Source organism: Aeromonas sp. R10-1 (genome assembly GCF_040908465.1).
Lineage (GTDB): Bacteria > Pseudomonadota > Gammaproteobacteria > Enterobacterales > Aeromonadaceae > Aeromonas > Aeromonas caviae.
The window spans coordinates 143,330-168,984 of record NZ_JBFODT010000039.1 but is presented as its reverse complement, the minus strand read 5'-3'; the positions used below and the strand labels follow the sequence as shown (position 1 = coordinate 168,984).

Sequence of the window (25,655 nt, the reverse complement as noted above, 5' to 3'; positions counted from 1 at the left end):
CCGGAAACCGCCCCGTCCCCGCGGGTGATCTGTCGCCCTCAGCACGCCGCAGAGCGGCAGGCGGCGGTCAGTTCGGAGAGCTGGCGACGCTGACGCCCGGCATGGTCGAAGTTGCCGTCCTCCAGCCAGCGCTCGAAGCACCCTTTCAGGGCGGGCCACTCGCTGTCGATGACGGAGAACCAGGCCGTATCCCGGTTGTGTCCCTTGTCCACCCGCGCCTGACGGAAGGTCCCCTCATAGTGAAAGCCCAGGCGCAGGGCCGCCTGGCGCGAAGGCAGGTTCAGGGCATTGCACTTCCACTCGTAGCGACGGTATCCCAGAGCAAAGGCATTGGCCATCATCAACACCATGGCCGCCGTCGCCAGCCGTGACTGCTGCATGGCGGGGGAGAAATGCAGCCAGCCCACCTCGATGCTGCCCGCCAGGGGATCGATGCGCAGGTAGCTCGCCAGTCCCAGCGCCCGTCCGCTCCCCTCGTCGATGATGCCGTAGAACTGGGGATCCCGCTTGGTGGCGACCTCCCGCAGCCAGACCTCCATGGCGGTCTCGTCCGCGAAAGGGCCGCTGGTCAGGTAAGTCCACATGGCCCCGCTGTCGGCACCGAACGCCTGCCACAGATCCCCCAGGTGGCGCTCGGGATCAAGGGGCTCGAGACGACAGCCCCAGCCATGCAGTGCGCGGTGGGGAGGGAACTCGGCGCCGCGCCATTCTGGCAGCGCACGCCCCAGAGGCTGCCCAAAGTCGTTGAAAAGGGCGGCGCCGGACAGGGAGGCATAGCCCCCCTCATTGCAACGTTCAACAGGCACAGGCAATTCCCCCTTCCAGCAGCACTCCGGGCTCGCTGCCCGTGGCGACGGCGAAACCGTCCTGACGCCACCAGTGCAGGCCCCCTATCAGCTCCTTGACCTCAAACCCGAGGGACGCCAGCTTGTAGGCCCCCTGGGTCGAACCATTGCAGCCGATGCCGTCGCAATAGCAGACATACACCAGGTTCCGGTCCAGTACCGCCGTGGTCGACGCCGTCATGGTCCTGTGGGGGAAGGAGATGGCGCCGGGAATGTGCCCCTCGGCATAGTGTGCGGGGGAGCGGGTATCGATGACCACGATCCCCGCCGCCCCGGCCAGCAGATCGGCGGCCAGATCCGCCGGATCGGTACGAAACTTCAGCTGGGCCTCGAAAAAGGCGCTGGCTTCGGCGGCCCCTGCCACCCCTGTGCTCAATACATGACTCATCCTGAACGCTCCTGATGACTAGATGACGATCTCTGTGGTGACGACGGTGTTGACCGAGTTGGCGATGAAGCACTCCTCATGGGCCTGGTGGTGCAACTGCTCCAGATCCGCCAGGGCGGGCTCCTGCTCTCCCCCGAAGATCACCCTGGGACGCAGGGTGACCCGGGTCATGGCGAGGCGACCTTGTCCGTTTTTCGCCATGATGCCGACCGCTTCGTCCCGGTAGCTCTCTACCCGATAGCCCGCCTTCGCCGCCAACCAGAGGAAGGTGAGCATGTGGCAACTGGACAGGGCCGCCACAAACGCCTCTTCCGGGTCCACATGTTCCGCCACCGAGTAAGGCAGCGGCACCACATGGGGAGAGGAGGAGGCCGGCACCCTGACCCCGCCATCAAACGCCCACTCATGGGCCCGGCTGTAACGCTGATCGACGAAGGGCTCATGCTCCCCCCGCTGCCAACTGATGGTGGCACTGTATTCCGACATGCAGACTCCTTGTGTTGCCAATCCGTGCCGCCTGCTGGCGCCACCCTGTGACCACCAATGTAGCGACAAAATGGCCTTGCCACGCCGACCAATTTTGCCAATATGGGCAGACCAATTTCATCGAGCCGCCACCATGACCATCCACCCCACCCGCTCTGCCCGTCGGTCGCCAGCCCCACTGCCGCGCCATGCCCTGCGGGCAGGCTCCCTGCCTCGAAAGAGGTGCAACCCCCGAGCCAACGGGAGCACACCATGACCGTTCTGCCAACGCTCTTCGCCAGCCAGCAGCAAGGGGATCTGCCCCTGCACGAACAACTGGTGCGTACCCTGCGCGAGGCCATCCTGGCGGGCCACCTGCCCCTGCACAGCCGCCTACCCGCCAGCCGTCTCCTGGCCCGGGATCTCGGGATCTCCCGCAGCACGGTGGAACTGGCCTATGGCCGGCTTGAGGCGGAGGGGTATCTGGTGCGCAAGGTGGGCGCCGGCAGCTTTGTCGCCCTGGCGGCGGTGCGCCCCGCGCCGCGCCCGCCCCAGTCAGCGGCTGGCCTCTCCCGTCGCGGCCAGGAGATGGCCCTGGGTGGCGCCTGTCACGACGTGCCCGAGGTGGGCACCACCTTTGCTTCCAGCCAGCCGGATCCCCGTCTCTTCCCCCAGGCACTCTGGGGTCGGCTGATGCAGCAACAGTGGCGCCAGCGCGCCAGCGACTGGATGAACTACGGGGATCCCCAGGGGCTTGGGGAACTTCGCGCCGCCATCAGCAGCTATCTGGTGCAGTCACGCGGCGTGGTGTGCGAGCCGGATCAGATCCTGATCCTCACCAGCTCCCAGCAGGGGATCCTGCTGGCGACCCAGTTGCTCATCGATGCCGGTGACACCGTCTGGGTGGAAGACCCCGGTTATCCCGGGGCTCGCACCGCCATGGAGAGCGCCGGTGCCCGGGTACATCCGGTGCCGGTGGATGAAGAGGGGCTCAACCCTCATGGGGTTCACCCGGCACCTCGCCTCATCTACTGCACCCCGGCACACCAGTATCCCCTTGGCGTCCCCATGAGCCTGCCCCGCCGCATGGCGCTGCTGGCCGAGGCAGAGCGTCACGGCGCCTGGATCCTGGAGGACGATTACGACGGGGAGTACCAGTATGATCAGCGTCCCCTGCCCGCCCTGCAGGGGCTCGACGGCCAGGGGCGGGTGATCTATGTGGGCACCTTCAGCAAGGTGCTGTTCGGCTCGCTGCGCCTCGCCTACCTGGTGCTGCCCAGGCCGCTGATGGACTCCTTCTGCCGCGCCCGGGCCGCCGTCGACGGCCACAGCAACCAGTTGCAGCAAGCGGTCACGGCAGACTTCATCCGGGGCGGGCACTTCGCCACCCACCTGCGCCAGAGCCGCCTCCTCTACCAGAGCAGACGGGATCTGCTGCTGGCGGAACTGGCCGAGCACTGCCCGGGGCTCACCCCCATCCACAGCGGTGCCGGCCTGCAGTGCGCCGTGCTGCTGCCCCCCGGTGGAGAGGTGCGCTGGACCGATGCCGCCAACGCCTGCGGGCTGGGGCTGCGCCATCTGGGCCAGTTCTACCTGGGCCCGCCGACGCTGGAAGGGTGGCTGCTCGGCTTTGGCTGCCTCGACAACCAGACGCTGCGTCAGCTATGTCGTCGCCTGGGTCTCTTGATGAAATCCGCATGACCCCCTTCTCAAGAGGTCAGATCTGCCAGAGCCTGATAGCGCTGTGTCGACGGGTATGGCCCGTCTATACTGGGCACAATCCCGTTGCCGAACCCGGTCAAGATGCATCGAATCCTGCTCCTTTTGCTCGCCCTCTCCCTCCCGTCCCTCACGATGGCGGCCACCCGCTTCACCCTGATCACCGGGGAAACCCAACAGGATGTCCGCATGAATTATTACCGGGCGGCAATGCGGCTGGCGCTGGAGAAAACACGGCCCGATTACGGCGACTATGAACTGCTCGACGCCATCAGGATGAACAAGGCAAGGATGCGGCTCGAAGTGCAAACGCCGGGCAAGAATGCCCTCTTCATCGTCGACAGCTGGCCCCAGGAGATCCCTCAACCCGGCGTCACCCTGGTCCCCTTCCCCATCGATCTGGGTGTGCTCGGCTACCGGGTCTGTTTTGTCGGCAGCGCCCGTGCCCAGGCCCTGGCCGGGGTTCACACCCTGTCCCAGTTGCAGCAGTTCACGCAAGGGGTGGGCACCGGCTGGCGGGATGCCGACATCCTGCGCTACAACGGCTTCAGGGTGCAGGAGGTGGATAACTATGAGTCACTGTTTCGCCTGGTGGCCCGTGGCCGGATCGATCTCTTCTGCCGTGGTGCCAACGAGATATTGAGCGAGTGGAAAAACCACAGACCCGGCCTGCCGGGGCTGACCGTGGATAGCCATGTCGCCATCTTCTATCCGCTCATCCACTCCCTCTACAGCCACGCCACCTACAGTAAGGAGCGCGAGCGCCTTTTGCGCGGCCTGCAACTGGCCTGGAAAGATGGCTCCCTGCAGCGCCTCTGGCGCCATCATTTCCAGCCTTCCCTGGTCTTTGCCCGGCTCGATTCACGCCAGATCTTCCGGCTGACCAACCCGCAGTTGCCCGACGAGAGCACCGACTACCGCTCCTATCTCTATGACCCGATGAGGGATGACTTTGGCATCGCTCCCTGACTGGCTCGCCGGTTCTCCCCTGTCAGGCAGGCTCCCCTTGCGCACTCTCTGCCTGGCGCTGCTGCTCTGGTTGCTGCCGACCTGCGTCATGGCCGCCCCCGGCAGCATTCGTGCCTGCATGGAGAACAGCGATTCGCCTCCCTGGTTGCTGATGTCCGGCGAGGGGATAGTGCAGTTCCACCTCAAGGAGGTGGCAAACCGGATCGGGCACCCCATCATTCTCACCCCCCTTCCCTGGAAACGCTGCCTCTCCCTCGTCAGCCAGGGCCAGCTCGATGCCGCCGTCAAGCTGAGCTACAGCGAAGAGCGTGCTCGCACCATAGGGGTCTATCCCATGCGACACGGGGCACCTGATCCCGCCAAGCGCCTGCTCACCGAGAGCTACAGCCTCTACCAGCCAAAAGGCGGACAGGTTCGCTGGGATGGCCGCCAGCTCGTCGTCCATGGCGTCATTGCGGCGCAGTCCGGTTTCTCCATCGTCGCCCAGCTGCAGGAGAGCGGTGTCAGGGTGGATGACTCCAGCAGGGAGCCACTGATCCTGCTCAAGAAGGTCGCGATGCAGCGCGCCGTTGCCGCCGCCCTGCAAACCGGGGTCGCAGAACGGACCCTGGCCGCCCACCCGCAGCTGCAGGCCACACTCGAGCGGATCACCCCTCCCCTGGTTGAAAAACCCTACTACCTCATCTTCTCCCACCCCTTCCATCAGGCCCACCCCGATCTCAGCCAACAGGTGTGGGACGAGATTGAGGAGGTGCGACACTCCGCAGCCTATGCCCGCTTCATCGCAGACATGATTCCACCGGGGACCCTGTAACTCAGAACCCACCCCTCAGCCCTGTTCGCGGCACAGGGCAAGCCAGGCCTCGGCGGTGCGGGAGAGGTAGCGATCCCCTGGCCAGATCACCCCGAGCCGCCAGCTCAGCGCCGGGGCCAGAGGGCGCAACACCAGCCCATCCGGCGTCAGCCGCCGGCAGATGGGCTCCGGCAGAAAAGCGACCCCCATGCCGCTTCGCACCATGGCGGTGAGGAAGTCCCACTGGCTGCTGCGGGCCGCCACCTGGGGCACGAACCCGGCTTGCTCGCAGGCCTGCTCCAGCCGCTCGCTCAGGGTGAAGGCCTGGGTATAGAGCAGGAAGGGTTCGTCCCGCAGAGCCTCCAGCCGGATCTCGCCCCCCTCGCGCCAGCGGGGCAGGTCCGGCAGCACCACCCGGATGGGGTAACTGTCCAGATCCAGGGCGCAGAGAGCCCCCTCTTCCCTGGTCGGCAGCATGGTGATGGCGAGATCCAGCTCCCCCGCCAGCACCGCCTGCTCGATGCGCCGCCCGCCATATTCGACGATGGAGAGCTCCACACCGGGGTAGCGGCTGCGATAGGTACGGATGAGATCCGCATAGACATGGCCCACCATGGGCGGGATGCCGAGGGCAAGACGCCCGGATTGCAGGCTCTGCAGATCCGCCAGCTCCGCCTCCAGCTGCTGCATCTCCGCCAGGATGGTCTGGGCCCGATTGAACAGCACCTGGCCGCTGTCGGTCAGGGTGAAGCGGCGGCCGACCCGGCTCAGCAGGGGCTGGCCCAGCTCCTCTTCCATGTTGCGGATCATTTTGCTGATGGTGGGCTGGGTGACGAACAGCTTCTCGGAGGCGCGGGTGAAGCTCTGCTCCCGCACCAACTCGACGAAGTAACGCAGGGCTCGAATATCCATGATGCTCTCTTGACGGGGATGGCTGGCTAAATCATGCCTCTTTGGCATGATTTTGATAATTTAAATTCATTTTTTGCAGGTTTGGTCCCTCTCTATACTGTGAGCAGGTTCACAGAAAGACGCTTGCCATGAAAACCCTCTGCCTTCGCTGGTTGCAAACCCCCTTCCAAATTGCCCTGCTGGCGGCCATCTGGTTGCTGGCCGACATCGCAGTGCGCACCTTGCACCTGCCCCTGCCCGCCAACCTCACCGGCATGTTGCTGCTGCTGGTCTGCATCCTGCTCGGAGTGGTCAAAGCCCAGTGGTTCAGTGCCGGGGCCCGCTGGCTGCTGGCGGAGATGCTGCTCTTCTTCGTCCCCGCCGTGGTGGCCGTGGTCAACTATCAGGAGCTGCTGCTGCAGGAGGGGTGGCGCATCATGGTGGTCCTGATCGTCAGCACCGTGCTGGTGCTCGGCACCACGGCGCTGGTGGTGGACAGGGTCTATCGCCTCGAGCTGAAGCTGGCCCGCCGGAGTCGCCGCCATGTCTGACACCCTGCTCGGCCTGCTCTGCTTCGCCCTGACCCTGCTCTTCTACTACGCCAGCAAGTGGCTCTATGGCAAAAAGCGCATCCTGCCCCTGATGCCGCTGCTGCTGGCCCCCACCCTGCTGGTGGCCGTGGTGATGTTGTTCCACATTCCCTACCGGGACTACATGGCCGAATCCCACTGGCTGCTCTGGCTGCTGGGCCCTGCCACCGTCGCCTTCGCGGTGCCCGTCTACGAGAATCGCCAGCTGATGCGCCGCCACTGGCTCTCCCTCTCGGTCGGGGTCGTGGCGTCCGTGGTGATGGCGGTGGGCAGCACAGTGCTGCTGGCCCGCTGGCTCAACCTCTCCGAGCTGTTGCAGCGCAGCATGGCCATGAGATCCATCACCACCCCCTTCGCGGTGGAGGCGACCCGTTCCGTGGGTGGCAACGCCGATCTCACCGCCCTGTTCGTGGTGCTGACCGGCGTCATCGGCATGGCGGTGGGAGAAAGCGTGCTCACCGTGCTCGCCATCCGCAGCCGCCTCGGCAAGGGCGCGGGCTTTGGTGCCTCGGCCCACGGGGCCGGGACAGCCAGGGCCTATCAGATGGGCAACGAGGAGGGGGTGGTCTCCAGCATGGTGATGATGATCGCCGGCATGGCCACCGTGCTGCTCGCCCCCCTCCTGGGCCGGCTGTTCTGGTAACTCCGCCACCCGATAACAGAAGAGGCGCCCTGGGGCGCCTCTTCTCATTGCATCGTGTCACGCAGCCTCAGAGGCTGGCGCAGATCTGCCAGAGATCGTACTGGATGGCGGCGGCCGTCACTTCCCGGCCCGCTCCCGGCCCCTGGATCACCAGGGGGTTGGTGCGATAGCTATCGCTCTCGATGGCGAACACGTTGTCGCAGGGCAAGAGGTTGGCAAACGGGTGATGGGGCTCCAGCGCCTCCAGCCCGACGCGGGCCTTGCCGTCGTGTTCGAATCGGGCGACATAGCGCAGCACCTTGCCGACCCGGCGCGCCCCCTCGAAGGCGGTCTGGATAGGGTCATCCAGCTCCTTGAGCCTGTCCATGAACTGATCCGCAGTCACCTTGCGCAGGGCCACCGGTACCAGGTTCTCCAGCTCGATGTCGGCGGAGTCGAGCTCGAAGCCCGCCTCCCGCGCCAGGATGAGCAGCTTGCGGCGCACATCCTGACCGGAGAGATCCTCCCGGGGATCCGGCTCGGTCAGGCCGTGTTGCCACGCCTCGTCCACCAGTTCGGAGAAGGGGCGAGAGCCGTCATACTGCTGGAACAGCCAGGAGAGGGTGCCGGAGAAGATGCCGGAGACCCCCTGGATGCGGTCACCGCTCTGGCGCAGCATCTGGATGCTGGACTGGATGGGCAGCCCGGCCCCCACGGTGGCGTTGTAGCGCCACTGCACCTGGTGGTCGCGGCAGGTCTGCTTGATACGCTGGTAGAACTCGCTGTCGGCGGCACCGGCAAACTTGTTGGCGGCGATGATGTGGATGCCGAGCTGGGCAAAGTCCGGGTAGTAGCGGCTCACCGTCTCGCTGGCGGTCATGTCGAGCGCGATCAGGGAGTCAAAACTGTGCTGCTCCAGCTGGGAGAGCAGCTCCGGCCAGATGAGCGGCTTGGGATTGAAGTTGTCCTGTACCTTGAGGGGATCCAGCCCCTCTTCGTCCAGCAGCCCGCCCTTGGAGTCAAAGACCCCGTAGAGGGTGAGCGCCAGATTGAGCTCATGCTCGAGGCGCGCCTTCTCGCGGGCGTAGAGCCCCAGCCAGTGACCGCCGATATTGCCCTTGCCGAACACCACCAGTCCGACCCGGGTCGGGCGGCTGAACAGGGCACTGTGCAGAGCAATGAGCAGCGGCTCCAGCACGATCTGGCGCAGAACGGCCACCAGGCTCAGGCCGTCTTTGGCCACCTGCACGAACTCCAGAGGCTGATCCGCCAGCAATTGGTAGAAGCGGTGGCACTGCTCGGCGTTGTCGGTGACGCCGGCCCCCACCAGGGCGACCAGGCTGAATCCCTCCTTCTGGATGAGGCCGGTAAAGTTGCCCTGCAACTGGAAGTCACGGAGCACCTCGAAGGCCCCTTGTGCCACCTCCAGGGTGTAGGCCAGACGCAGGACCCGCCGATCCGGCTGGCGCTGCAGGGTGAGCGGATGGAGGCGATGGCGGGCCAGATGGGCCTCGATGGCCGCCACTGTCTGCTCAAAGTCAGTCTGCGGCAACACCTTGAGCTCGATGAGGGCTATCTGATCCACCGAGGAGACGATGCGGGCACCGCCGGAGCGGGGCGCACGGCGCAGGATGTGGGTGCAGCCTTCGTCCGGATTGTAGCTGCAGCGCAGGGTGAGGCGCTGGCGGCTGTCGGCCACCGGCTGCAGGGTACGCGAATGCAGCACCGAGGAGCCCAGGCGCGCCAGCTCGTTGGCCTCGGCCAGGCTCAGGCGCTCCAGCAGACGCGCCTCTTTCACCCTGCGCGGGTCGGCACTGTAGACCCCGGCCACGTCGCTCCAGATGGTGGTGGACTCCCCGTCCGCCAGCGCCGCCAGGAGGCTGGCACTGTAGTCGGAGCCGTTGCGTCCCAGCAGCAGGGAACGCCCCTCCATGTCGGCGGCAATGAAGCCGGTCACCACGATGCGACCGGCGTGCTCGGCCAGGCGGGCCTTGAGCAGCTCGCTGGAGAGGGCGGTATCCACCTTGATGAGGGCGCCGTCTTCTGCGCGCAGGAAGCTGCGAGCATCGAGCCAGGCGGCCGCCTCACCCCGGCTGGTGAGCAGGGCAGCCAGCAGACGGGCGGACCACACCTCGCCAAAGGCGAGCAGGCCGTTGCGCTCGAAGCGGTCAAACTGCCCCTCCAGGGTCTTGGCGATCAGCTGCATGTCGCCCGTCAGTTGCTGGCTCAGATCGAGGTGAAGCTCCCCTTCCAGCAGGCCGTCGATCAGGCTCTGCTGATAGGCGTGCAGGGCGGTGATGGCTTCGCCTGCGGCCTCATCCCCCGCTTCCGCCAGCTCCACCAGTTGGATCAGCCGGTTGGTGGTCTTGCCCGCGGCGGAGACCACCACCAGCTCGTTGCCCCCCACCTGTTGCTCGACGATGCTGGCGACCCGGCGATAACAGACCGGATCCGCCAGGCTGCTGCCGCCGAACTTGTGTACATGGCGCCGCTTGAAGACTGCCTCTGTTGCCACCACACACTCTCCTTGTTGTTGTTCCATTACTTCACCTGCTCTGCCTGTTGTGCCAACTGCGCCTGTTCAAACCCCTGGGCCAGATCGGCCACCAGATCCTCACCGTGTTCGATCCCCACCGACAGGCGCAGCAACTGGGCACTGATACCCGCCGCCTGCTGGGCCGCAGGGGTCATGGCCCTGTGGGTCATGCTGGCCGGATGGGCCACCAGACTCTCCACACCGCCGAGGGACTCCGCCACCGAGAAGAGGCGCAGTCCCGCGAGGAAGGCGCGCAGCCCCGTCTCGTTGCAATCGAGCTCAAAACTTAGCATGGCGCCAAAGCCGGACTGTTGACGGCGCGCAATGTCGTGGCCCGGATGGCTCGGCAGGCTGGGGTGATAGATCCGCTTGACCAACGGCTGCTGCTGCAAGAAGGCGAGGATGCGATCCGTGTTCTCCTGATGGGTGCGCAGGCGCGGGGCCAGGGTGCGCAGGCCCCGCAGGGTGAGGTAGGAGTCAAAGGCACCGGAGGTGAGCCCCAGGCAGTTGGCCCACCACACCAGGGAGTCGGCCAGAGCCTGATCCTTGGCGATCGCCACACCCCCGACCACGTCGGAGTGGCCGTTGATGTACTTGGTGGTGGAGTGGACCACCACGTCGGCACCAAGGGCCAGGGGCTGTTGCAGCAAGGGGGAGAGGAAGGTGTTGTCCACCACCACCTGGGCCCCCACCCCGTGGGAGGCCTCGGCGATGGCGGCGATGTCCACCACCCGCAGCAGCGGGTTGGAGGGGGTCTCCACCCACACGAGTGCGGGTTTCTGGGCCAGCGCGGCGGCCAGCGCCACCTCGTCACCCTGATCCACGAACTGCACCTGGTAGTGGCCCTTGGCCGCCAGATACTCGAACAGACGCCAGGTACCGCCGTAGCAGTCGTGGGGGGCGATCAGCAGATCCCCCGCCTTGAGCAGAGCCGTGGTCACCAGGTGAACGGCCCCCATGCCGGTGCCGGTCACCACGGCGCCGGCCCCCCCTTCCAGGGCCGCCAGGGCGTCCGCCAGATTGGTGCGGGTCGGGTTGCCGGAACGGGCATAGTCGTATTGACGGGGCTCGCCAAAGTCGGCAAAGGTGTAGTTGCTGGAGAGGTAGATGGGGGGCACCACGGCACCGTGCTGCGTGTCTGTCTCAATCCCGGTGCGTACCGCCAGGGTGGCCTTGTGGGTCATGTCACTCTCCTTGATGGGTTGCCGGAGCCGGTCCGCCTCGTGGGTCGTCCAGCCCCGCTCTCATTTTCGCTGGCCGGACTGCCGGCCCATGGTGCACCACACTACGCCACCTTAAAAAAGCCGTCAACACTTCTAGACGTCTAAATGGCTTTGCTGTTGGATTGCCATTGAATTCCTTAAGGGTTAAAATCCGCGCTCACGGCCAAACGACTACAGGTGGAACATGGGTACAGAGTGGAACGGCGACTACGTCAGCCCCTATGCAGAGCACGGCAAGAAGAGCGAACAGGTCAAGAAGATAACCGTCTCGATCCCGCTCAAGGTGCTGAAGGTGTTGACCGATGAGCGCACCCGTCGCCAGGTGAACAACCTGCGTCATGCGACCAACAGCGAGCTGCTCTGCGAAGCCTTCCTGCACGCCTTCACCGGCCAGCCGCTGCCCTGTGACGACGACCTGCGCAAGGATCACCCGGACAGCGTCCCCGCCGAGGCCCGCGCCATCATGGAAGCCCTTGGCAAAGAGATCGAAGACTTCGACGCCGAGTAATGCGGCTGCCCATGGCAAACGATGCATCCCTTTCAATGACGCGGCCCGGTGCCGCGTCATGCTTATCTGCCGCCTCCCCCTTCAGCCTGCGTCACTACCAGAGCGACATGCAGAGCCACAGTCATGACCACGCCCAACTGGTGATCCCACTCGTCGGTCCCCTCGAGATCGAGGTGCAGGGCCGGGGATGTCGCCTCGCCCCCGGTTTTGCCTGCATCATCGCCCCTGGCCTTTGCCACGACTACGCCGCCGACCCGGCGCACGTGTTTCTGGTGCAGGAGAGCCACTGGCTGCCGGCAGCCCTGGGGGACCACCCCTTCGTCGAGCTGGATGAGGCCCAGCGCCACTACCTCGCCTTCCTGCACCGCATGGTGGCCGAGGGGCGCCACGTGGCCGGCATGGATCAGGTGTGGCTCGGGCTGCTGACCGAGGGACGCGGCATGGGCCTCGCCGCCGCTCCCCGTATAGCCCCTCGTATCGCCAAGGTGCAGCGTCATATGGAAGCCCACCTCGCAGACCCCCTCACCAACGAGGAACTCGCCGCCATCGCCTGCCTCGGCCTGAGTCAGTTCAAACACGCCTTTCGCCAGCAGGTGGGCACGAGCGTCTCCCACTACCTCAGGATGCGGCGCATGGCGCTGGCCCGCACCCTGCTGGCCCAGACCGCCCTGCCCATAGGCGAGGTGGCCAGCCGCTGCGGCTACCAGAACCAGGGAGCCTTTGCCGAGCGTTTCCTGGCCGAGACCGGACTGATCCCTTCCCTCTGGCGCCGGCAAAACGGCTGCCTGCCGTAATCGGTCGGCTCTTTGCCGAAGACAATCACCGGGCATTCGAGGCATGCTGAGGCTCATGCAAGGTATGAGCAACGAGGAGCCAAGATGCAGACCATAAGCTGGCAGGATTTCGAGATGGTGGAGCTCAGGGTGGGCACCCTGGTGCGGGTCGAGCCCTTTCCAGAGGCGCGCCGCCCCGCCTACAAGGTGTGGGCGGATTTCGGCCCCGAGCTCGGGATGCGCAAGAGCAGCGCCCAGATCACCGACCTCTATCGACCGGAGGATCTGGTGGGCCGCCAGATCGTCGCCGTGGTGAACTTTCCCCCCAAGCAGATAGGCCCCATCCAGTCGGAGTTTCTGCTGACCGGCTTCTATCGCCCGGATGGCGCCGTGGTGATCGCCATCCCCGAGCAGGCGGTGGAGAACGGCGCCAAGCTGGGGTGAGACGACGGCAAGGCAACCAGAGAGCAGAAACAAGAGAGGCGCCCCCCGGGGTCGCCTCTCTTGTTTGATGCTGACGGCCTGGCTTATTTCAGCAGGCTGAACAGCAGGGCCGAGACCGCCAGGGCACCGGTCAGCAGGATGAAACCGTTGACCCAGCGGTGACGGAAGCGGGCCAGCGCCTCCACCTTGTAGATGGCCACCACCGGCATGATGAAGAGGATCATGGCGATAACGGGGCCGGAGAGGGTCTCCATCAACCCCAGAATCCCCGGGTTGATGATGGCGGCGCCCCAGATGGCGAAGAACATCAGGGCGATGCCGAGCTTGTCCGCCTTCGCCAGCGGCAGGCCGGTGGGCTTGGCGATCAGGCTTTTCAGGCTCTCGCGGGCACCGAGGAAGTGGCCGAGGAAGGAGGAGCTGATGGCGATGAAGGCGATGAGCGGCCCCAGGGTCACGATCACCGGGTTGTCGGTGATGTTGGCGAGATAGGAGAGCACGGAGACGTTCTGGGCCTTGGCCTCGGCCAGCTGGGCCGGGGAGAGGCTCAGCACGCAGGAGAAGACGAAGAAGAGCACGAAGCCCACCAGCATGACGGTGGTGTTGCGCAGGATCAGGCCGCTCTTGGTTTCGGCCTGCTCCCCGTATTCCCGGCGCTGCACGTTGGCAAAGCCCGAGATGGCGGCGGCGTGGCTGAAGGCGAACACGGTGACCGGCAGCGCCAGCCAGACGGTGTTGAGGAAGCTCGTGCCTTCAAAGGCGGTCACTTCCGGCCACTGCCACTGGGGAATGAGGTAGCAGGAGAGGGCCAGCAGGATAGCCGCCAACGGGTAGACCATGACGGCGAAGGCCCGCAGCATCGCCTTCTCGCCGGCCAGCATCACGGCGATCATGGCGAACACCAGCACGCCGGAGAGCATCACCCGATCCGGGGAGGCCAGGCCGAGCTGGTTGACCATGAAGCTCTCCACCGTGTTGGTCAGCCCGACGCCGTAGATGAGCAGGATCGGGAAGATGGAGAGGAAATAGAGCGCCGAGATGAGGCGCCCGGCCATCTTGCCGAAATGCTCCTCGGCCACCTCGGTGAAGTCGGCCTGGGGGCGCGACGACGAGAGCACGAAACGCGCCAGCCCGCGGTGGGCCAGGAAGGTCATGGGACCGGCCAGCACGGCGACGATGATGAGGGGCCAGATCCCCCCCAGACCCAGGTTGATGGGCAGGAACAGAATGCCGGCGCCGACGGCGGTACCGAACAGGCTGATGACCCAATGGGTGTCGTGGCGACGCCAGCCGGTGCTGGCCATGGTGGAGGGGGAACCGGACAGCTCCCGTGAGACGTCTGCAGATAAACTCATCGATAAATCACTTTTACGTAGTATTAAAATCTAAAAACATTGTGCTCCTTTAGCATTTAATTCTCAAAAAGGGAGACTGGCAGATCTCACTGGCAAAGCCCTGTTCCACCAGTGAGATTGGGAGGAAATCTCACCCCGGATTATTCAATTAATCCTGATACAAACCAAAAGTTAGGAATATAAAACCAAAATTAAAACCCACGCCGATTTTTTGTTTCGATGAAATGCATGTTTTCAGAATTAACTGAAAATTATGCCAGTGCAGCCAGATTGGATGTGATGATCCACTGCCGTTATCGCCATCACTAGCGAATCTCCCTAAAATCCCCGTAACCAGCCAGTGGATCACACCAATGCAATCAGGCGACCCTGTGGTCGCCTGATTGCATTCCCTGCGAGCTGGTCGACCCGTCAGTGGGCCAGAATGCGTCCCCAGGCGAGATCCGGGTCCCCCATCACGATGAAGTCCGGGTTCTCCAGCGACTCGGTCTCGTTGTAGCTCAGCGGTTGCAGCGCCAGGCTGAGGATGCGCCCCCCTGCCGCCTCCACGATGCACTGGGCGGCAGCGGTATCCCACTCCCCGGTGGGGCCCAGGCGCACGTAGCAATCCGCCACGCCTTCCGCCACCAGGCAGGACTTGAGGGAGCTGGAGCCGAGCGGGATCAGCTCGTAGTGGATGGCCGGGTTGAGGCGACGGGTCAGGTTTTCCAGTTTCTGGCGGCGGCTGATGGCCACCACCAGGGAGTCAGGCTGATCGTGTTCATGATGGATGGCGCTGATGGGACGGCTCTCGCCGTTCGCCTCCTTGAAGGCGCCGTGACCACGCACCGCCCAGTAGAGCAGATCGGATTCGGGGGCATAGATGACCCCGAGCACCGGGACATTGTCCCGCACCAGGGCGATCAGGGTGGCGAAATCGCCGCTGCCTGCGATGAACTCACCAGTGCCGTCCAGCGGGTCCACCAGCCAGTACTGGCGCCAGTTCGCACGCTGGCTGAAGGGGATGTCGGCCGCCTCTTCGGTCAGCACGGGGACATGGGGAGTGAGCGCTGCCAGCGCCTGTTTGAGGTAGGCATCGGCAGCAAGATCGGCACTGGTGACCGGGGTCGCATCCTCCTTCAACTGGCGTTCGAACTGACCGCCGCGATAGATCTCGTGAAGGATCCTGCCCGCCTCACGGGCGATCTCCTTGACCTCGGGTATCCAGGCCAACAACTCCTGCATGGTGCTTACCTCTGCCTCTGATTGCCAAACAGACCCTCTGCGGGCTAATTTCCCTGCTCCGCCAGCCATTTGCTGGCCAGCAGCAGGGCACTGATGCTGCGCGACTCGGTGAAGTCCGGTCGTGCCAGCAACTCGTCGATCCGGTTGAGGGGCCAGGAGATCACCTCGAGAGGCTCGGGCTCGTCACCGACCCGCTGCTCGGGGTAGAGATCCCGCGCCAGCAAGATGTCCATCCGGCTGGAGAAATACCCCGGCGCCAGCGACACCTGCTTGAGCAGGGTCAGGCTGCTCGCCCCGAAGCCCGCCTCCTCCATCAGCTCCCGGTTGCCCGCCTCGAAGGCATTTTCACCGGGGTCTATCAATCCCTTGGGGAAACCCAGCTCGTAGGAGTGGGTGCCCGCCGCGTACTCGCGCACCAGCAGCAGGGTGTGGGCATCGAACAGGGGCACCACCATGACGGCACCCCGGTTGCCGCCGCGCATCCGCTCATAGACCCGCTCCTCGCCGTTGGAGAATTTCAGGTGAAGGGACTCCACCTTGAACAGCCGGCTCTCGGCCACGATCTCGGCCTTGAGGATCTCCGGCTTGCTCTTGTCATGGGCCATGGTCTCGACACTGAGGTGGACGGGATTGCGCTTGTGGGGATCGCTCATCGGGGGCTGACTGCTCGTTAAAAAATCGTGTTTCAAGAGTAAACGACTCCCCTGCCGAACACCACGGGGCAAAGAGGGGAAAGATGTCTGAAAAATCCGTTATAATGCGCCCCGTTTTTCCCATCACCACAGACATCGCGAGGCCCCATGCCGACTCCCCTGCCCTGGCACCAGATTGATACCGTGTTGCTCGACATGGATGGCACGCTGATCGATCTCCATTTTGACAGCCATCTGTGGCAAACCCTGGTGCCGGCGCGCTACGCCGAGCGACTCGGCCTGCCGCTGGCCGAGGCGAAGGCGCAGATAGACACCCACTATCATGCGGTCAACGGCACACTCGACTGGTACTGCGTGGATTACTGGACCCGGACGCTCGGGCTCGACATCCGCGCCCTCAAACAGGAGATCCTGGAGAAGATCCAGTGGCGCCCCAACGTCATTCCCTTCCTGGCCGCGCTCAAGGCCGCCGGCAAGCAGGTGGTGCTCTTCACCAATGCCCATCCCGCCAGCCTGTCGGTGAAGGATGCACGCCTCGGCCTCGCCCAGCACCTCGATCTGATGGTGAGCACCCATGAGCTCGGGTGGTCGAAGGAGAGCCAGCACTGCTGGCAGGCGCTGGCCGAGTGGCTGGCCTTCGACCCGGCCCGCACCCTCTTCGTGGATGACAGCGAGCGGATCCTGGCCGCCTCGGCCGAGTTCGGCATCGCCCACCAGCTCGGCATCCGTCACCCCGACAGCCAGATGCCGCTGCTCACCTTCCAGCACTTCCCGGCGCTCGACGACTACGCCGACCTGCTCCCTCTCGGCGCCTGACACGCACAAGGCCCTCTTCACGAGGGCCTTGTCACATCAGCTCAGCAGCCTGCCGAGCGCATACCGTTCATGAAAGCCCTCAGGCCGCATCGCGCGGGGCCAGCACCCCCATGCCGGCCAGGTAGTCGAGGGCGCTTGGGGTGAAGCCAACCTCCGTGAGGTGCGCCGCCGTGAAAGGGGCTGCATGCAGAGGCAGGCCGCGGCTCACCCGTTCCATCCAGTCCGGATTGCCAAGGGCCGCCGTACCCACCGCCACCAGATCGGCGCCACCGGCCAGAGCCCGCTCCGCCGAATCTGCGTCGCTAATCTTGCCCGCCACCATGAGCGGCACCTGCCCGGCCAACCCGACCCTTACCGCCTCCAGCAGGGCGCCGCCGTCGGGATCCCCCGCCACCGCCTTGAAGCTGTCCCCCATGGAGAAGTGCAGGTAGTCGATCCCCTCGTCCGCCAGCAGGCGCGCCACCGCCAGCTGATGGGCCAGTTCGATGCCCTGGATATGGGCATAGCTCTCGGGGGAGAGACGCACCCCGACCAGGAAACCCCGGGGTAGACGGGCACGAATGCCGCGCACTATCTCCACCAGGATCCGCGCCCGGTTGGCGAGGCTGCCACCCCAGCGGTCGGTGCGCCGGTTGTGCAGGGGGTTGAGGAAGTTGCAGAGCAGGAAGTGGTGGGCTGCGTGCAGCTCGACCCCGTGCAGGCCGGCGCCATGGGCCCGCTCGGCAGCGCTCACAAAGGCATCAATGAGCGTCAGAATCTCCTCCTCGCTCAGCCCCTTGACCCCGAGGGGGTAACGCCCGTCCGGCGCCAGCGCGCACGGGCCGACCGGCGCCCCGTCGTTCAGCTCGGGCAGAGCCCGCATCCCGCCGTGATGCAGTTGCACCACCGCCAGCGCCCCGGCCTGCCGCGCACTGTCGGCCAGGGCCGTGAAGGCCTGCTGCTGGGCGTCCGTCATCAGGGCAGGCTGCCCCGCCCAGCAGCGCCCGCCGGGCCGCACCTGGGTAGCGGCGGCGATGAGCAGGCCGAAACCGCCACGGGCGCAGCGCGCCAGCCAGTCGAGCTCGGCCTGGCCGGGATCACCGCCTGCGCCGCTCATGTTGTGGGTCAAAGGGGCCAGCACGGCCCGGTTCTTGAGCCGCAATCCGGCTCGCTCGAAGTGGAAGCTGTCGCTCAGTGTCTTGTTCATCGTCCTCTCCCGGGATCGCAATGGCATGGCGGCCACTTTAAACCCGGGACAGGAGGATATAATCAGGCACACAAGCAAGACATTCATTCCCAGCAAGACACAATAGGCCACCCCTCATGAGTCACCACAAGCTCGACACCCTCTACCTGATGCGCCTGCTGGTCGCCATCGTCCGCTGCGGATCCTTCGCCGCGGCGGCGGCCCAGCTCGGCATCACCCCGAGCAAGGCGTCAAAGGATTTGCGCCACCTGGAGCAGAGCCTCGGCAGCGTGCTCCTGAGTCGCACCACCCGCCGGGTGCAACTGACCGACGCAGGAGAGCTCGCTTACCGCCAGGCCGACCAGATGATCGCCCTGCACGAGCAGTTGCTGGACGGCCTGCAGCGCCGCCGCTCGGCACTGTGCGGGGAGCTGCGCATCACGGCGCCGGATCTCTGGGGAGAAGTGGTGCTGACTCCGGTGCTGCTGCGCTTTCGCGCCGACCACCCGGAGGTGCGGATCATCGCCGACTTCAGCAATACCCCGGCCGACCTGCTGCGCGACAACCTGCACGTGGCGTTTCGCAGCACTGAGCTCGGCACCCAGCCCTACCTGGCGCGCCCCATCGCGGTGGACGATCTGGTGCTCTGCGCCAGCGCCGACTACCTCGACCGCCACCCGCCCCTCAGCACACCGCAAGATCTGCACCAGCACAGCCTCATCACCCGCAGCCAGGAGTACGGCCGCCACGAGCGCTGGCCCCTGCTTGCCCAGGGGCGCGAGATCCCTCTCGAGGTAGCGGGCGAGCTGGCCTTCAGCAGCAAGAAGGCGATTCACCAGGGGATGCGCCAGGGACTGGGGATAGCCCGCCTGCCGCGCTACCTGGTGGCGGCCGAGCTGGCCGAGGGGGTGGTGCGCGAAGTGCTGCCGGACTATCGCCCCAAGGGGGCCCATTTCTACGCCCTCTATACCCAGCGCCGGGCCGAGTCGGCCCTGGTCGGCCACTTCCTCGACTACGTCATCGAGGCGCTCACCCCTTCATGAGCAGATCACCAGGTGGTACTGCTTCTTGCCCCGGCGCAGCAGCAGGTAGCGGCCGAACAGCCGATCGTCGGCGGTGAGCGGCTCATCCCGGCGGATCGCACCGTTGACGCTGACGGCCCCCGCCGCCAGCAGCTCGCGGGCGATCCGCCTGGAGTTGGCCAGACCGCTCTCCACCAGCAGGGTCACCAGATCTGTTTCCCCCTCGATTCGGCAGCTTGGCATGCCATCTTGCGCCAGCTGGGCCAGATCGCTCTCGCCAAGGCGCGCTACGTCGCCACTGAACAGCAATTCGCTGATGCGCTGCGCTGCAGCCAGCGCCCCCTTGCCGTGCACCAGCTCGGTCAGCTCGTCGGCCAGCACCTGCTGCGCCAGCTTGCGTCCCTGTCGCTTCGCATCCTCCGCCTCCAGCGCCTCAATCTCGCTCAGCGGCATAAAGCTGTAGTAGCGCAGGAAGCGGTAGACATCCTCGTCCGCGGTGCCGAGCCAGAACTGGTAGAAGGCGTAGGGCGAGGTGAGCGCCGGGTCGAGCCAGATAGCGCCCCCTTCGGTCTTGCCGAACTTGGTGCCGTCCGCCTTGGTGATGAGCGGCAGCGTCATGCCATAGACCTGGGCCTGATGGAGGCGGCGGGTGAGGTCCATGCCGCTGGTGATGTTGCCCCACTGATCGTTGCCGCCGATCTGCAGGGTGCAGCCGAGGCGCTGGTTGAGCACCGCGAAGTCCTGGGATTGCAGCAGGGCGTAGGAGAACTCGGTGAAGGAGATGCCCTGATCCGGGCGGGCCAGCCGCTGGCGCACCGATTCGCGGGCCAGCATGGCGTTGACCGAGAAGTGCTTGCCGATGTCGCGCAGAAAATCGAGGGCGGACATCTGCCCCATCCAGTCGGCGTTGTTGACCAGCAGCGGCGCCGCCAGCCCTTCGCTGGCCGGCAGCAGCGCTTTTATCTGGGCCGACAGGCTGGCCACCCAGCCCTGCACCGTCTCGGCGCTGTTGAGGTTGCGCTCGGTCGCCTTGAAGCTGGGATCGCCGATAAGGCCGGTCGCACCGCCCACCAGCGCCACCGGGGTGTGACCCGCCAGCTGGAAGCGGCGCAGCATCAACAGTGGCACCAGATGGCCGATGTGCAGGCTGCCGGCGGTGGGATCGAACCCGCAGTAGACGGTGCGCGGGGTGGCGAGGTGGGAGGCGAGCGCCGCCGGGTCGGAATTCTGGGCCACCAGGCCGCGTCGGGTCAGCTCATCGAGCAGGTGGGGGTTGATCATGGGGTCTCCAACAGCAGGGGGAAAAGGCCACATCCTCGCCGCTCTGGCTCGCACCGAATATGTCCCCTAGGGGACAGTTTTGCCACTCTCGTGCTAGCATCCGGCCATCATGTGACCATCGCACGACCATTGCGGGGAGCCAGCCCGCCATCCGGAAGCCATCGCCATGACCCAACCCCTCACCGCAGATTCGCTGACCACGAACCTCACCGCCGTCGTCGATGCCCTGCACGGCAGCGCCTTTCCGGCGGCGATGGTGCGCCTCATCCAGCAGCAGGTGGCGTTCGACTGTGCCCTGCTGCTCGGGGTGGGGCAGCGCCCCGTCTACCTCTACGACAACCTGCACCATCAGCGGGCCCTGCTGTTTGATCGCTACCTCACCCGCCACTTCAGCCAGGATCCCTTTATGCAGGCGCTGGAGCAGGGTCTGGGGGCCGGGGTCTGGACCCTGGCGCAGGTATCGCAGGGGCGACTCGACCCCGAGTATCGCCACCACTTCTATCAGGCCACCGGCTGGCAGGAGGAGGTGGGGCTGATCCTGCCGGTGCGCGGCGGCCTCACCCTGATGCTGTTTCTGGGCCGGCTCGACAAGCGCAGCTCCCTCAGCCGTGACGAGCTGGCCCGGCTGGAGGCGCTGTTTCCGCTGGTCCATTCGCTGTGCCGCCAGCACTGGCGGGAGGGGGCCGCCCTGCTGGCCCAGAGCCCGGCGCTGCCAGGTGGTGCCGATCTCAAGGCGACGGTGAAGCGGGCCATCGCCAGCGTGGGGGGCGCAAGCCTCACCCGCCGCGAGCGTCAGGTGGCGGGATTGCTGTTGCAGGGGCTCGACACCGAGGCGATTGCCGCGGAGCTCGGCATCGGCAGCGGCACGGTGAAGAATCATCGCAAGCACCTCTACGCCAAGTTGCACCTGCGCTCGCGGGCCGAGCTGTTCCGCTTCTTCCTCAATCACCTCATCACGGCGCCGGCCGGCACCTCCCCATAACGACACCACCCCGCCGGGGCGGGGTGGTGTTGATGTTTGCCAGATCAGACAGCAAGGTCGTCAGATGCGGCCCTGGTAGCGCAGCGGGAAGCGCCCCTGACCATCGGGCTGGCCGAGGAAGGGCAGCCCCTGCTTCATCTGCTCCGGCAGTTCGGGCCCGGGTTTCAGGGTGCCCTGGAACAGGTACTGGCGATTGGCCTGCAGCTCCAGCTTGCCCTGCACCTGCACCGCCTCCGAGCCCTGCTTGAGCTCGGCCACCAGCCGGGAGTCGATGCAGGTCAGCTTGATCTCGGGATCCCCCAGCACCAGCTTGCCGGCCGGGGTATCGGCATCGGCCCCGTACCAGTAGAGGTTGCCGTAGAGGTTGTCGCACCAGGGGTTGCCCTGGGCTACCTGATCGAGCTTGAGCTGCAGCTGGCCAGCCACCGTCACTGGCACGGGCAGTTGCATCGGCACCCGCGCCAGCAGCCAGGGGGCCGGCACGTTGAGGGTGATGTCGCGGCCAAAGGCGGCGCCGCTCCAACCCACCACCCCCTGCCCGTTGAGGCCGCTGCGCTCGCCAAAGCGCAGGGACACTTCAGGGGCAAAGCGCAGCAACGACCAGCCGTTGAGCTCCCAGCGCAGCTGGGTCAGCGACTCGCTGGCGTATTGCAGGCGGGCAACCTGGCCGCTCCAGAGGGTGCCGCTCACCCCCTCCAACCGCACCAGATTGGGGGGCAGCGGCAGATGGCGCACCACCAGGGATGCAGGCAACTGGGCCAGCAGGAAACCGAGATAGGCCAGCAGGAAGAGACTGGCGATCACTATTTTTCGCTTCATTGGGAACGACTCAACTGCAAACGTCTGACCTTGACCAGCCCGGGGGCCAGCCCCTCGCGGGCCAGCTCGATGATCTGCACCTGGACGCCGTATTGATCCGAGAGGGTCGCAAGCCAGATCAGCAGATCATCGAACGGCACCGTGTCTATCCATACCTGCAGCTCCTGACCCTGGGGCTGCAAGCGGGCAATCTTGATCTTCTGATTGAAGGCGGTGCGGTTCACCACACCGTCCAGGGTACCGCCGGTATCGATCTGGCGCCCCTGTCCCCCCTGCATCGCCAGCACCTCCTGTCCCTTCTCCTTGAGCCAGGCCAGGGTCTGCTGCTGGTTCACCACCTGCCGCTCGCGCTCGGCAATGCGATTTGCCACCGGCTGCCAGATCGCCCAGTAGAAGAGCCCGATGAGCAGCACGCTGCCCCCCACCGCCACCAGCCGCTGCTCGCGGGCACTGATGCCACGCCACCAGCTCTGCAGTTTGCCCATCATGACGACCTCCCCTTGAGCACCAGCGCCCCTTCGACCTTGCCTTCGGTGCTTCGCACCTCACCCTGCTGCACCTCGAAGCGCTTGCCCGCCAGCTCGCGGAAACGTTCGATCTCGGTGAAGCCGGGGGCCGTCACCTGCAACCTCAGCTCGCCCCGGGCTGCATCGAAGCGCAGCACTTCGGGCTTGAGGCCGGGCACCTCGGCAAACACCGGGGCCAGCTCGGTCAGGAGCAACAGGACGCCATCCTGGGGAGCCTGCCCCAACTGCTGGAGGTGCTGGGTCATCTGGCTGCGCACGTTGACGATACGCGTCTCCCCCGGGAAGATCCGGGTGTAGACCTGCCGGATCTCCGCCTTGAGGGCCTTGTCCTGTTCCGTCAGCTGGTGCAGATGCACACCGCGCTGCACCAGGGCCACCAGCAACAATACGCCTGCCAGCACCGCCACCTTGCGCCACTGCAACCAGTAGCGGGCGTATTCGGTCTGGGGACGATAGGGCCCCTGCAGCAGGTTGGCCTGGCAGGTCAGCGCCCCTTTCGCCAGCAACAGCATGGGCAGTTCCGGGTCAGCCCCCTGCCAGTTGCCCGCCGCCATGGCGGGGATGGGAGTATGGCAGTGAAGGGTGACGGGTTCGGTCTGCGCTGCCAGCAACATGGCCAGCAGGGATTCCTCCGCCACTATGCCCTGACGGGGGCCCTGGCGGACCAGCCACTCCTCCCCCAGTTGCAGGGCTGACCAGCCATCGGCGGCGAGCGGCAGCGCCAGCACGTCGGGCAGCAGGTGCAGGGTCTTGAGCCCTGCCTGCTCCAGCCAGCCGAGCCAGGAGTGCATCTTCCCCTTGTCCACCGCCATCAGATCCACCTCGCGGCCCTGATGGCCGAGCACCACCAGGTGCAGATCGTCCACGTCTGAGGCGATCTGCTCCTCCAGCAGATAGGGCAGGGCCGCCGCACTCTGGCGGCTGTATTTGCCCGGCAGATTGACCCGCCGGAAGATAAGATCGCTGCCGGGCACCAGGGTCACCACGGGGCGACCACCGGCACGCTCCTGCAGCTCGCCGAGGGCGTGTGCCGAGGCCAGGATGCCGGAGGCGATGATCTCCTGCTCCTGCGCCGACCAGACCAGCCAGTGCACTGGCTGCTGCGCATTGGTCCCCAGACGGATGACCAGACTCTCGCTCACTAATGTCTCTCCTGCCATGCCCGCTCTTCCCTCAGGGGGGCGGGCGCACAGCCATGGGTTGCAGTCCAATCGGGGGATGCGCAGGTCAGCTGAAACCGCCCCACGCCCCCTTGTTATTCGGCGCCGCCGCTCAGGCGACGCAGCATCACCAGCTTGTTGTCTTTGCCACGCTGGAAGACGGTCTCAAGCCTGGCGCGGGTCTCCCCCACCTCCGCCAGCAGGCGGGCCTCGAAGAAGCTGCTCTTGATGTCCAGGGCGCCATCCAGCCCGGTGATGGCACCCGGCTGAACCTGCAACTGTTCCGTCATCTCCTGCTTGTTCTTCCACCCCTTCTTGGGGCGGCTGGTCAGCACCCGCTTGGCATCGTCCAGCCCGATCTTCCCCTGGTAGAGCCCCACCAGCAGGGCCGCCTGCTCCGGCCGGATGGTGTTGATGTTCACCACCAGCTTGTCATTGGGCAGGGAGCACACATAGGGGGCCAACCGGGCGTACAGGCTGGCGCTCACCCCGCGCACTGCCCGCAGTTCGTCGGTGCCCAGCATCCGCTGGTTAGCCACCAGGTAGGGAGGATTGAGTCCCTCGTAGTAGGCATCCTCGGCCCCGTTGCTCGAGACCAGCTGGGTATCCTTGTCGGTCCAGTCGCGGATGGCGTCCGTCAGCTGTACCGCTTCGTAATCATCCACCTCGAGCTGGGCGAGCAGGGCCCGGAACACCTTGAACTGGTAAGGCTGGGCGTCGAGATCGTCGCCGTTCTCCCCCTCCTTGAGGGGCACGCTCAGGCTGTTGAGGTTGAAGCAGGATTGCAGATCCCGCACCCGGCCCGAGAGAGTGCCATCCTCCACCGGGAAGACCCCGTCCTCCCGCGCCCAGTTCTGTCCCAGACTCACCCGATCCGGGTCATCCTTGAAGTCCTGGTTCAGCACCTTGATCACCAGGGCCTCCGCCGACATGGCATACCACCAGGCCTGCTTGCCCAGGGTGAGGTTGGCGGTGCGGCGCAGCTCCAGTTGCAGGCGGCCGCTCATGTTGCTGGCGACGATCACCATCACCGCGAGGATAAGCAGCACCACCAGCAGGGCCATGCCCCCCTGGCGGCCCAGTGTAGTGCGGGATCGGCCCCGGCCGCGCTTAATTGCCATTGTCCGCTCGCTGGCCACCAGCACCGATCAGGAACTGGCGACGTCGAATAGTGCCGTCATCCTCCGTGACGGACAGGGGAAAACGACGATCAGTTACCATTCTCTGCCCTCTGGCCACCAGCACCGATCAGGAACTGGCGACGGATGGTGCCGTAGTCTTCAAGCTCCAGCTCCACCGCCAGCCCGTAGGGCAGCAGGTCGCGCTGGGTCCACTCCTCCTTCCACTGTCCCTTGTCGTAGAAATAGAGGCGCAGCGCCGTCACGCCGGTCAGCACGGGCTGAATGCGCGGCTCGGTGCCAATGGCCGGATCCGGATAGAGGTAGCTCAACCGCTCCAGGGTCTGCCCCTTGAGACGCCAACCCACTCGTTGCAGGCCGGAGCGCGGCAGTATGCCGTCCGGATTGAGCCAACCGCCGCGAATGAAGGCCATGCCCCAGTCGTCGCTCTGCTGGCCGAAGCGAGACGCCGCCAGCAGCACCTTGTTGTTCTCGCCGTCGATGCGACCGCTGCGCGGCACCATCTGGGTGACATCCCGCTCCAGCAGGCTGAAGGCGAGCTGAAGCTCCGAGAGACGGGCCTCCTTGCGCTTGGCCACCTCGTCGCTGGTCAGCACCCCTTGCAGCACCTGATAGGCCCCCAGGCTCAGGGTGGCGAAGATGGCGATGGCCACCAGCATCTCAAGCAGGGTGAAGCCGCGGTGGCACGATGGGTGGGTGTTGCTCTGGATCATCGGCTGACACCGGCTCCGGATCATGGACGCACGTTG

27 protein-coding genes and 1 pseudogene are annotated in these 25,655 nt (G+C 65.6%); 11 read left to right on the top strand and 17 right to left on the bottom strand.

Annotation, left to right across the window (positions count from 1 at the left end):
* Positions 1-38: 38 nt before the first annotated feature.
* From AB5Y93_RS20350 to AB5Y93_RS20340, 3 genes are read right to left on the bottom strand one after another with little or no spacing between them, the layout of a single operon-like run.
* A complete protein-coding gene (locus tag AB5Y93_RS20350) occupies positions 39-806 on the bottom strand; it encodes a GNAT family N-acetyltransferase (RefSeq protein WP_368230315.1) in 768 nt (255 codons plus the stop codon).
* On the bottom strand, positions 796-1,233 hold the full coding sequence (locus AB5Y93_RS20345) for a rhodanese-like domain-containing protein (RefSeq protein WP_042878345.1): 438 nt from the start codon (positions 1,231-1,233) through the stop codon (positions 796-798). Before AB5Y93_RS20345 ends, AB5Y93_RS20350 begins: the two co-directional genes overlap by 11 nt.
* An 18-nt stretch (positions 1,234-1,251) precedes the next feature.
* The gene (locus AB5Y93_RS20340; RefSeq protein WP_010675697.1) at positions 1,252-1,719 is read right to left on the bottom strand and encodes an OsmC family protein; all 468 of its coding nucleotides are present in this window, start codon (positions 1,717-1,719) and stop codon (positions 1,252-1,254) included.
* A 252-nt stretch (positions 1,720-1,971) separates the two neighbouring features.
* Here AB5Y93_RS20340 and AB5Y93_RS20335 point away from each other — a divergent pair, with 252 nt between their 5' ends.
* The 3 genes from AB5Y93_RS20335 (at position 1,972) to AB5Y93_RS20325 (ending at position 5,200) form a co-directional block, all read left to right on the top strand.
* A complete protein-coding gene (locus AB5Y93_RS20335; protein WP_324046464.1) occupies positions 1,972-3,399 on the top strand; it encodes a PLP-dependent aminotransferase family protein in 1,428 nt (475 codons plus the stop codon).
* Between the two features lie 153 nt (positions 3,400-3,552).
* The gene (locus AB5Y93_RS20330; RefSeq protein WP_368230396.1) at positions 3,553-4,386 is read left to right on the top strand and encodes a hypothetical protein; all 834 of its coding nucleotides are present in this window, start codon (positions 3,553-3,555) and stop codon (positions 4,384-4,386) included.
* Positions 4,370-5,200, top strand: a complete 831-nt coding sequence (locus AB5Y93_RS20325) for a transporter substrate-binding domain-containing protein (RefSeq protein ID WP_368230313.1) — start codon at positions 4,370-4,372, stop codon at positions 5,198-5,200. The genes AB5Y93_RS20330 and AB5Y93_RS20325 overlap by 17 nt, the downstream gene beginning before the upstream one ends.
* 15 nt (positions 5,201-5,215) lie before the next feature.
* Here AB5Y93_RS20325 and AB5Y93_RS20320 read toward each other — a convergent pair whose 3' ends face one another.
* Entirely contained in the window at positions 5,216-6,091 is an 876-nt protein-coding gene (locus tag AB5Y93_RS20320) for a LysR family transcriptional regulator (RefSeq protein ID WP_039040573.1), read from the bottom strand.
* Between the two features lie 128 nt (positions 6,092-6,219).
* On the opposite strand from AB5Y93_RS20320, the gene AB5Y93_RS20315 reads away from it, so the two are divergent.
* Positions 6,220-6,621: a CidA/LrgA family protein gene (locus AB5Y93_RS20315; RefSeq protein ID WP_039040574.1), complete on the top strand. Its 402-nt coding sequence runs from the start codon at positions 6,220-6,222 to the stop codon at positions 6,619-6,621.
* A complete protein-coding gene (locus tag AB5Y93_RS20310; protein WP_010675703.1) occupies positions 6,614-7,303 on the top strand; it encodes an LrgB family protein in 690 nt (229 codons plus the stop codon). Before AB5Y93_RS20315 ends, AB5Y93_RS20310 begins: the two co-directional genes overlap by 8 nt.
* 67 nt (positions 7,304-7,370) lie before the next feature.
* Here AB5Y93_RS20310 and AB5Y93_RS20305 read toward each other — a convergent pair whose 3' ends face one another.
* Both AB5Y93_RS20305 and metB read right to left on the bottom strand, forming a co-directional pair.
* Positions 7,371-9,824, bottom strand: a complete 2,454-nt coding sequence (locus AB5Y93_RS20305) for a bifunctional aspartate kinase/homoserine dehydrogenase II (RefSeq protein ID WP_368230312.1) — start codon at positions 9,822-9,824, stop codon at positions 7,371-7,373.
* On the bottom strand, positions 9,824-11,002 hold the full coding sequence (metB, locus tag AB5Y93_RS20300) for a cystathionine gamma-synthase (RefSeq protein WP_010675705.1): 1,179 nt from the start codon (positions 11,000-11,002) through the stop codon (positions 9,824-9,826). The genes AB5Y93_RS20305 and metB overlap by 1 nt, the downstream gene beginning before the upstream one ends.
* Positions 11,003-11,225: 223 nt before the next feature.
* Here metB and metJ point away from each other — a divergent pair, with 223 nt between their 5' ends.
* The 3 genes from metJ (at position 11,226) to AB5Y93_RS20285 (ending at position 12,766) form a co-directional block, all read left to right on the top strand.
* Entirely contained in the window at positions 11,226-11,549 is a 324-nt protein-coding gene (gene metJ / locus AB5Y93_RS20295; RefSeq protein WP_005327165.1) for a met regulon transcriptional regulator MetJ, read from the top strand.
* A gap of 35 nt (positions 11,550-11,584) precedes the next feature.
* Positions 11,585-12,343: a helix-turn-helix domain-containing protein gene (locus tag AB5Y93_RS20290; protein WP_368230394.1), complete on the top strand. Its 759-nt coding sequence runs from the start codon at positions 11,585-11,587 to the stop codon at positions 12,341-12,343.
* Between the two features lie 84 nt (positions 12,344-12,427).
* Complete coding sequence (locus AB5Y93_RS20285) at positions 12,428-12,766, top strand: tRNA-binding protein (RefSeq protein ID WP_104452248.1); 339 nt, start codon at positions 12,428-12,430, stop codon at positions 12,764-12,766.
* A gap of 83 nt (positions 12,767-12,849) precedes the next feature.
* Here AB5Y93_RS20285 and AB5Y93_RS20280 read toward each other — a convergent pair whose 3' ends face one another.
* The 3 genes from AB5Y93_RS20280 to nudE all read right to left on the bottom strand — a co-directional run bounded on the left by AB5Y93_RS20280 (position 12,850) and on the right by nudE (position 15,995).
* Complete coding sequence (locus tag AB5Y93_RS20280) at positions 12,850-14,118, bottom strand: aromatic amino acid transport family protein (protein ID WP_029314815.1); 1,269 nt, start codon at positions 14,116-14,118, stop codon at positions 12,850-12,852.
* Between the two features lie 411 nt (positions 14,119-14,529).
* Entirely contained in the window at positions 14,530-15,342 is an 813-nt protein-coding gene (gene cysQ / locus AB5Y93_RS20275) for a 3'(2'),5'-bisphosphate nucleotidase CysQ (RefSeq protein WP_010675709.1), read from the bottom strand.
* A 44-nt stretch (positions 15,343-15,386) separates the two neighbouring features.
* Positions 15,387-15,995, bottom strand: a complete 609-nt coding sequence (gene nudE, locus AB5Y93_RS20270; protein WP_368230310.1) for an ADP compounds hydrolase NudE — start codon at positions 15,993-15,995, stop codon at positions 15,387-15,389.
* A gap of 147 nt (positions 15,996-16,142) precedes the next feature.
* On the opposite strand from nudE, the gene yrfG reads away from it, so the two are divergent.
* Positions 16,143-16,811: a GMP/IMP nucleotidase gene (yrfG, locus tag AB5Y93_RS20265; RefSeq protein WP_368230308.1), complete on the top strand. Its 669-nt coding sequence runs from the start codon at positions 16,143-16,145 to the stop codon at positions 16,809-16,811.
* 79 nt (positions 16,812-16,890) lie between these two features.
* Here yrfG and AB5Y93_RS20260 read toward each other — a convergent pair whose 3' ends face one another.
* Complete coding sequence (locus AB5Y93_RS20260) at positions 16,891-17,997, bottom strand: NADH:flavin oxidoreductase (protein WP_368230307.1); 1,107 nt, start codon at positions 17,995-17,997, stop codon at positions 16,891-16,893.
* A 116-nt stretch (positions 17,998-18,113) separates the two neighbouring features.
* Here AB5Y93_RS20260 and AB5Y93_RS20255 point away from each other — a divergent pair, with 116 nt between their 5' ends.
* A complete protein-coding gene (locus AB5Y93_RS20255; protein WP_042864913.1) occupies positions 18,114-19,019 on the top strand; it encodes a LysR family transcriptional regulator in 906 nt (301 codons plus the stop codon).
* Here the strand turns inward: AB5Y93_RS20255 and tyrS are convergent.
* Entirely contained in the window at positions 19,014-20,279 is a 1,266-nt protein-coding gene (gene tyrS / locus AB5Y93_RS20250; protein WP_368230305.1) for a tyrosine--tRNA ligase, read from the bottom strand. The two genes, AB5Y93_RS20255 and tyrS, sit on opposite strands and share 6 nt — an antisense overlap.
* Positions 20,280-20,445: 166 nt before the next feature.
* On the opposite strand from tyrS, the gene AB5Y93_RS20245 reads away from it, so the two are divergent.
* Complete coding sequence (locus AB5Y93_RS20245) at positions 20,446-21,261, top strand: LuxR C-terminal-related transcriptional regulator (RefSeq protein ID WP_368230303.1); 816 nt, start codon at positions 20,446-20,448, stop codon at positions 21,259-21,261.
* Positions 21,262-21,321: 60 nt separating this feature from the next.
* On the opposite strand, the gene exeN is transcribed toward AB5Y93_RS20245, so the two are convergent.
* From exeN to exeJ, 6 genes and pseudogenes are all read right to left on the bottom strand, one after another.
* Positions 21,322-22,080, bottom strand: a complete 759-nt coding sequence (gene exeN, locus AB5Y93_RS20240; RefSeq protein ID WP_368230301.1) for a GspN family type II secretion system protein ExeN — start codon at positions 22,078-22,080, stop codon at positions 21,322-21,324.
* A complete protein-coding gene (exeM, locus tag AB5Y93_RS20235) occupies positions 22,077-22,568 on the bottom strand; it encodes a GspM family type II secretion system protein ExeM (RefSeq protein WP_368230299.1) in 492 nt (163 codons plus the stop codon). Before exeM ends, exeN begins: the two co-directional genes overlap by 4 nt.
* A complete protein-coding gene (gene exeL, locus AB5Y93_RS20230) occupies positions 22,565-23,749 on the bottom strand; it encodes a GspL family type II secretion system protein ExeL (protein WP_081999394.1) in 1,185 nt (394 codons plus the stop codon). Before exeL ends, exeM begins: the two co-directional genes overlap by 4 nt.
* 113 nt (positions 23,750-23,862) lie before the next feature.
* Positions 23,863-24,888, bottom strand: coding sequence for a GspK family T2SS minor pseudopilin variant ExeK (gene exeK, locus AB5Y93_RS20225; protein ID WP_041213947.1), 1,026 nt, complete (start codon positions 24,886-24,888; stop codon positions 23,863-23,865).
* Positions 24,878-24,952: pseudogene (locus tag AB5Y93_RS20220) on the bottom strand (type II secretion system protein GspJ); the annotation flags it as partial. The gene exeK and the pseudogene AB5Y93_RS20220, both read right to left, overlap by 11 nt.
* Before the next feature lie 25 nt (positions 24,953-24,977).
* Positions 24,978-25,619, bottom strand: a complete 642-nt coding sequence (gene exeJ / locus AB5Y93_RS20215) for a GspJ family T2SS minor pseudopilin variant ExeJ (protein ID WP_045522074.1) — start codon at positions 25,617-25,619, stop codon at positions 24,978-24,980.
* Between the last annotated feature and the right edge of the window lie 36 nt (positions 25,620-25,655).

What these genes read in the sequence shown, in the direction of transcription:
- AB5Y93_RS20260 (WP_368230307.1), bottom strand. Translation starts at nt 17,997, where the DNA reads ATGAACAAGACACTGAGCGACAGCTTCCACTTCGAGCGAGCCGGATTG.
- AB5Y93_RS20310 (WP_010675703.1), top strand. Translation starts at nt 6,614, where the DNA reads ATGTCTGACACCCTGCTCGGCCTGCTCTGCTTCGCCCTGACCCTGCTC.
- exeM (WP_368230299.1), bottom strand. Translation starts at nt 22,568, where the DNA reads ATGATGGGCAAACTGCAGAGCTGGTGGCGTGGCATCAGTGCCCGCGAG.
- AB5Y93_RS20320 (WP_039040573.1), bottom strand. Translation starts at nt 6,091, where the DNA reads ATGGATATTCGAGCCCTGCGTTACTTCGTCGAGTTGGTGCGGGAGCAG.
- yrfG (WP_368230308.1), top strand. Translation starts at nt 16,143, where the DNA reads ATGCCGACTCCCCTGCCCTGGCACCAGATTGATACCGTGTTGCTCGAC.
- AB5Y93_RS20285 (WP_104452248.1), top strand. Translation starts at nt 12,428, where the DNA reads ATGCAGACCATAAGCTGGCAGGATTTCGAGATGGTGGAGCTCAGGGTG.
- AB5Y93_RS20280 (WP_029314815.1), bottom strand. Translation starts at nt 14,118, where the DNA reads ATGAGTTTATCTGCAGACGTCTCACGGGAGCTGTCCGGTTCCCCCTCC.
- tyrS (WP_368230305.1), bottom strand. Translation starts at nt 20,279, where the DNA reads ATGATCAACCCCCACCTGCTCGATGAGCTGACCCGACGCGGCCTGGTG.
- AB5Y93_RS20340 (WP_010675697.1), bottom strand. Translation starts at nt 1,719, where the DNA reads ATGTCGGAATACAGTGCCACCATCAGTTGGCAGCGGGGGGAGCATGAG.
- exeK (WP_041213947.1), bottom strand. Translation starts at nt 24,888, where the DNA reads ATGGCAATTAAGCGCGGCCGGGGCCGATCCCGCACTACACTGGGCCGC.
- AB5Y93_RS20305 (WP_368230312.1), bottom strand. Translation starts at nt 9,824, where the DNA reads ATGGAACAACAACAAGGAGAGTGTGTGGTGGCAACAGAGGCAGTCTTC.
- exeJ (WP_045522074.1), bottom strand. Translation starts at nt 25,619, where the DNA reads ATGATCCAGAGCAACACCCACCCATCGTGCCACCGCGGCTTCACCCTG.
- cysQ (WP_010675709.1), bottom strand. Translation starts at nt 15,342, where the DNA reads ATGCAGGAGTTGTTGGCCTGGATACCCGAGGTCAAGGAGATCGCCCGT.
- AB5Y93_RS20245 (WP_368230303.1), top strand. Translation starts at nt 20,446, where the DNA reads ATGACCCAACCCCTCACCGCAGATTCGCTGACCACGAACCTCACCGCC.
- exeN (WP_368230301.1), bottom strand. Translation starts at nt 22,080, where the DNA reads ATGAAGCGAAAAATAGTGATCGCCAGTCTCTTCCTGCTGGCCTATCTC.
- AB5Y93_RS20315 (WP_039040574.1), top strand. Translation starts at nt 6,220, where the DNA reads ATGAAAACCCTCTGCCTTCGCTGGTTGCAAACCCCCTTCCAAATTGCC.
- metJ (WP_005327165.1), top strand. Translation starts at nt 11,226, where the DNA reads ATGGGTACAGAGTGGAACGGCGACTACGTCAGCCCCTATGCAGAGCAC.
- AB5Y93_RS20345 (WP_042878345.1), bottom strand. Translation starts at nt 1,233, where the DNA reads ATGAGTCATGTATTGAGCACAGGGGTGGCAGGGGCCGCCGAAGCCAGC.
- AB5Y93_RS20330 (WP_368230396.1), top strand. Translation starts at nt 3,553, where the DNA reads ATGGCGGCCACCCGCTTCACCCTGATCACCGGGGAAACCCAACAGGAT.
- AB5Y93_RS20255 (WP_042864913.1), top strand. Translation starts at nt 18,114, where the DNA reads ATGAGTCACCACAAGCTCGACACCCTCTACCTGATGCGCCTGCTGGTC.
- nudE (WP_368230310.1), bottom strand. Translation starts at nt 15,995, where the DNA reads ATGAGCGATCCCCACAAGCGCAATCCCGTCCACCTCAGTGTCGAGACC.
- AB5Y93_RS20290 (WP_368230394.1), top strand. Translation starts at nt 11,585, where the DNA reads ATGACGCGGCCCGGTGCCGCGTCATGCTTATCTGCCGCCTCCCCCTTC.
- AB5Y93_RS20335 (WP_324046464.1), top strand. Translation starts at nt 1,972, where the DNA reads ATGACCGTTCTGCCAACGCTCTTCGCCAGCCAGCAGCAAGGGGATCTG.
- metB (WP_010675705.1), bottom strand. Translation starts at nt 11,002, where the DNA reads ATGACCCACAAGGCCACCCTGGCGGTACGCACCGGGATTGAGACAGAC.